The organism is Microcystis sp. M49636_WE2 (assembly GCF_030065375.1).
Taxonomy (GTDB): Bacteria; Cyanobacteriota; Cyanobacteriia; order Cyanobacteriales; family Microcystaceae; genus Microcystis; species Microcystis aeruginosa_C.
This window is the reverse complement of the sequence record NZ_JASJFG010000871.1, coordinates 1-4,290: the sequence shown is the minus strand read 5'-3', so window position 1 is coordinate 4,290 and position 4,290 is coordinate 1. Positions and strand designations below refer to the sequence as shown.

General features: G+C 40.3%; 2 protein-coding genes. One reads left to right on the top strand and one right to left on the bottom strand.

All coding sequences use genetic code 11. The annotated features are described in order from the left end of the window. Nucleotides 1-2,603: plasmid replication protein, CyRepA1 family (locus PX484_RS19995; RefSeq protein WP_288105247.1), on the bottom strand; the 2,603-nt coding region annotated here is incomplete at its 3' end. 454 nt (nucleotides 2,604-3,057) lie between these two features. Here PX484_RS19995 and PX484_RS19990 point away from each other — a divergent pair. Next, nucleotides 3,058-4,290: ribonucleotide reductase barrel domain-containing protein (locus PX484_RS19990; RefSeq protein WP_288105245.1), on the top strand; the 1,233-nt coding region annotated here is incomplete at its 3' end.

Sequence of the window (4,290 nt, the reverse complement as noted above, 5' to 3'; positions counted from 1 at the left end):
TTAGCTAATAATACGGGAATTCCCAACAATTCTAACGTCCCGATAATCACTCCTAATTGACTACTATTAAAATCGGGAATAAATAAACTTCCGTGACCTGATTCTATCAGTTTACGCGCAATTAAAGCATCTCGATCACACAAAAATTGTCGCCCAATTGTCAAAAAGTAATGTAGACGTAGTTCTTGATACCATCCTTGATCATCTTTAATCACTAATTGCGGTGTGACGGGGATTCCATAGCGTTTGTATAGGTCATATTTTCTAAGAATTCTCCTTTCTTTTACTGACTTAACTAACTGTTTTTTTAGCAGACGACACTCTGATTCCGTTATCTCAGCTGCGTTGGCAATCGCATCGCATTCAGAACGATAATTATGTTCCATAATTTCTTCAATTGCTTCCGTTAACTGATTAGTTATCTCTAGTTCTTCTTCCTGATTTCGTTCTTTAATTCTATGACCTTCTGCTTGTAAAATTCCTAGAATTGACTGACGATAATTAAGCATACAAGCATTTACTCGCACGGCCATTTTTGCCCAGCAGAGGAGAGATTCCGCTTGAAAACTTGTATCTAAATCCTCCAGAGATTCTAAATCTGATTGGTGTAGTAAGCGAATATTAACCTCCGTTAATCGGTGTCCAGAGGTGAGAAGTTTCGGGATAGAAGTGGAACCATTACCCACCTGATTAAATCCGTACACTGCTGACCAAATATAACGAGGAATATTCTCTCTAATTCTCCCTAAAAATTGAGCGATAGAAGTGGGAGTTTGAATTCCCTGTGCTAGACACCAAACCGAGGAAAAGTGTTGCTGAATATCAATACTAATTCCCGTTTCAATCGCAGGACTAGCTAGAACTATATCATAGTTAAGTAACAACTGATTTAAATTGCCAATCGCTTGATAGGCAGCGTGACTAGAATCTTGCAATGACTCTGAGTCTATCCGCAGAACTTTCTTATGAGGAAATTGCTTTTTTAGATAAGATTCTAGGGTAATTGTTCCCCATTTGCTAGTTAATTTTTGTGCTGATAGACAAACAAAGGGTTTTCCTCCGTCTTTAATATGTTTGACCAAATCATTAACTAGCCGTTGGGGAGTATTATCGGAGTAGTTATAAACTCGCCAAGCTTCCTGATAACTTGGTTTCCACTCGTTACTAATCAAGAAAGTTTCTAGTTCAATCGCCGCTAGAGAAGTTAAATAATCTAGGGAAATATCACTTAAATCAGCATCAGCAACTAGGACTTTTCCCCCACTGCTGACCACAGTTTGCAGCAGGGACTTTAAAGACTTTAAAATTGCTACACGATTAGCTTTACAAGTATCCCCATTTAACCCATGCCATAGGACTTGTTCGATCTCATCAATAATAATAATAGCTCCTTGCCAATCTTCCGCTTGAAATTTTGCTTGCGATTGGGGATGGAGAGAGTCAATACATAAACCATAACCGTAAATTTGTGCCGCAGGATTATCTCTAATTTTGCTGATATAGTTTAAACCAAAGCGTTGACACAACTCCTCTACCAGTTTCACCCGATGACCAATAACTAAAACTTTTTGTTGATTGGCAACAGCCTGTTTAACTATTTTAGCTAAAAACTCAGTTTTTCCCGTACCTTTAGCAGATTTAATCGCCATTAACTGCGCTGATGTAGGGATAGAAATATCTGGCAAGTAACGGCTATTTAACTCTAGATGAGGTGAGAGAGTTAAACTATTTAAACTCGCTGCTTTCCAAATTTCCCAAGAGGTAGCTTTTTGATAGATTTGTTGAAAGTAATCTTCTCCTCGATTGATTAGTAAATCATCCACCCCTTTACCGTCAGCAGCATCCCAAGTAACTACCTTTACCTCACAGTTAGCCTGACTGAATAGATAACCCATTCTCTGTAAAGCTAAATTAACCGCTTGCTGGGTTTTCGGTTTAGTTTCTTGATCGAAAACTAGATAAATCTTTCGTCCCGAATTAGCTAATTTTTCTAGCTGCGGAATTAGATGAGATTTGCCGATTCTCCTACCTAATTCGTCCTTGGGAGTACGATAACCATTGTGAATCCCGGGTAAGGCAATTGTCACATAACCTGCTGTTAGTAATGCCCCCGCTTTTTTCGCCCCTTCCGTAAGACAAATAGGTATCTCTGGATGTTTCATCACCCAGGACCAAAAACCGAGATCCTCTTGCTTATTATCCACTTCTTCAGTTAAAATACTAACACTGATAGACTGGGCTATTTTTTGCCAAATTTTCAGGGGAATCCGCAAAGCAAAGACTCCCGTAGGGGTTTGGGGAGGATGTTCGTACTTAATCGGTTTAGCCTCATCGAAGCTTAAACGGGGAAAATCGGGCTTAAAACAGCCCCAAGGGTCATAATTGCCCGTTAATAAGTCAATTCCTGAACACCACCAACCTCCTTGACTGGTATGTTCATAACGCTTGAGAATACTATCCCTAACCCTGCCATCATTGCGTCGCGGTAATTCTTGGGAGTAGAGTAGGTATTCACTGGGAGATAGCCCCGCTAAACCGGTGACATTGAGAGCGATTAACTCCGCATCCACCCCGCTATCACGCCATTCTTCTAAATATTTCATCCTTGTCCTCTACTAGCTAGACGCTATATATAGCGTTTTTGTCCTATTATTCTAGCGGTAAGCCACTAAATAGCGAAAAGAGAAAATTTACTCTCTCAGAGGTTCTCAGAGGAAATTTGACTTTTAATCCACTCTTGTCTTAAATTATCGAAAAGTTAAGAACAAATAAAGTCTCACCATAACCTCCTCAGCAGTCAGTCTGTTTTGCTATCAAAGAAAAAGCTTTTTGTCAAGCATACAAAAGAACCACTTTGAGAGAGAATCGAGAATTTTTTGCGGAAAATGTCATCCAAAACACTGTTTTGGGGAACAAAACAATCCTGGTTATACCACATATAGAGTGATAAAATTATTTAACACGCTAGATGTTGTGTTTTCCCAGAAAATCTGATAGAATGCTCTAGTACAAATAGATTAATTTGTCAAGTTTTTTTAACGCCGCAATTTCCCAATTATGCAATCGAAGCCCTTGACTACTGCCGTTTCCATTCACAAAAATAACGAAGTAATACCCTTTCGTTCTACCCCTTTAGCTAATATGGGCAGCCATGCAATTAGAGTGATTCGGCGCGATGGTTCCACCACAAGCTTAAATATCGGCAAAATTCGCGACGTGGTAGAGTGGGCTTGTGAAGGTAAAAAAGTCAATTCAATCGCCTTAGAAGCGGGTTTAACCACACGCCTGCGGGATGGGATTACCACTAGGGAAATACAGGATAATTTAATCAATTGCGCCCTAGAAATGTGTAGTCCCGAGGAACCGGATTGGCGCTATGTGGCGGGAAGATTGCATATTTGGAGTCTTTGGAAAGATACCTTAGTAGTGCGGGGTTATCAGTACGGAAATTACGAGAAAACCGTTAAAACTCAAGTTAAAAATCGCCTGTACGACGAAAGAATTCTCATCTATTCTGAGGCAGAATTAAAAGAAGCTGGTTCTTGGATTAATCCCGATTGGGATATCGATTATGATTACGCCGGGGCATTGTTAATCACTAGCCGTTATTTACTCAAAAATGAGTTACCTCAAGAGGCATTATTAACCTGTTCCTTACTGCTTGCCATTGTGGAAGAACCAGCTAATAGACTCCACTGGGCGAAGAAATTTTATCAAGCGATTGCTCAAAGAAAAATCTCTCTTGCCACCCCAATTTTAGCCAATTTACGCACTCCCAAAAGTTCCCTAACCAGTTGTTTTATCCTCTCCATTGACGACAGTTTAGAAAGCATTTTCGACGAGATTACTAATGCTGCCCGCATCTCAAAAAATGGTGGCGGTGTCGGGGTGAATGTGAGTAGAATTCGCGCCACTGGTAGCTGGGTAATGGGGAAAGCTAATGCTTCCGGGGGGATTATTCCTTGGATTAAATTACTCAACGATACAGCTATTGCAGTAAATCAGGGGGGAAGACGCGCCGGGGCAGTAACTATCGGTGTTGACATCTGGCATTTAGATGTGCCAGAATTTCTGGAAATGCAGACAGAAAACGGTGATCAAAGACGCAAAGCTTATGATGTTTTTCCCCAATTAGTTATCACCGATGAATTCATGCGTCGGGTGATAAATAAAGCCGAGTGGACATTAGTAGATCCCTACGAAGTTCGCAATAAATTAGGTATAGAATTAGCGGAACTATGGGGGGAAGAATTTGAAGAGGCCTATCGTTTAGTAGAAGCTAATTTAGAT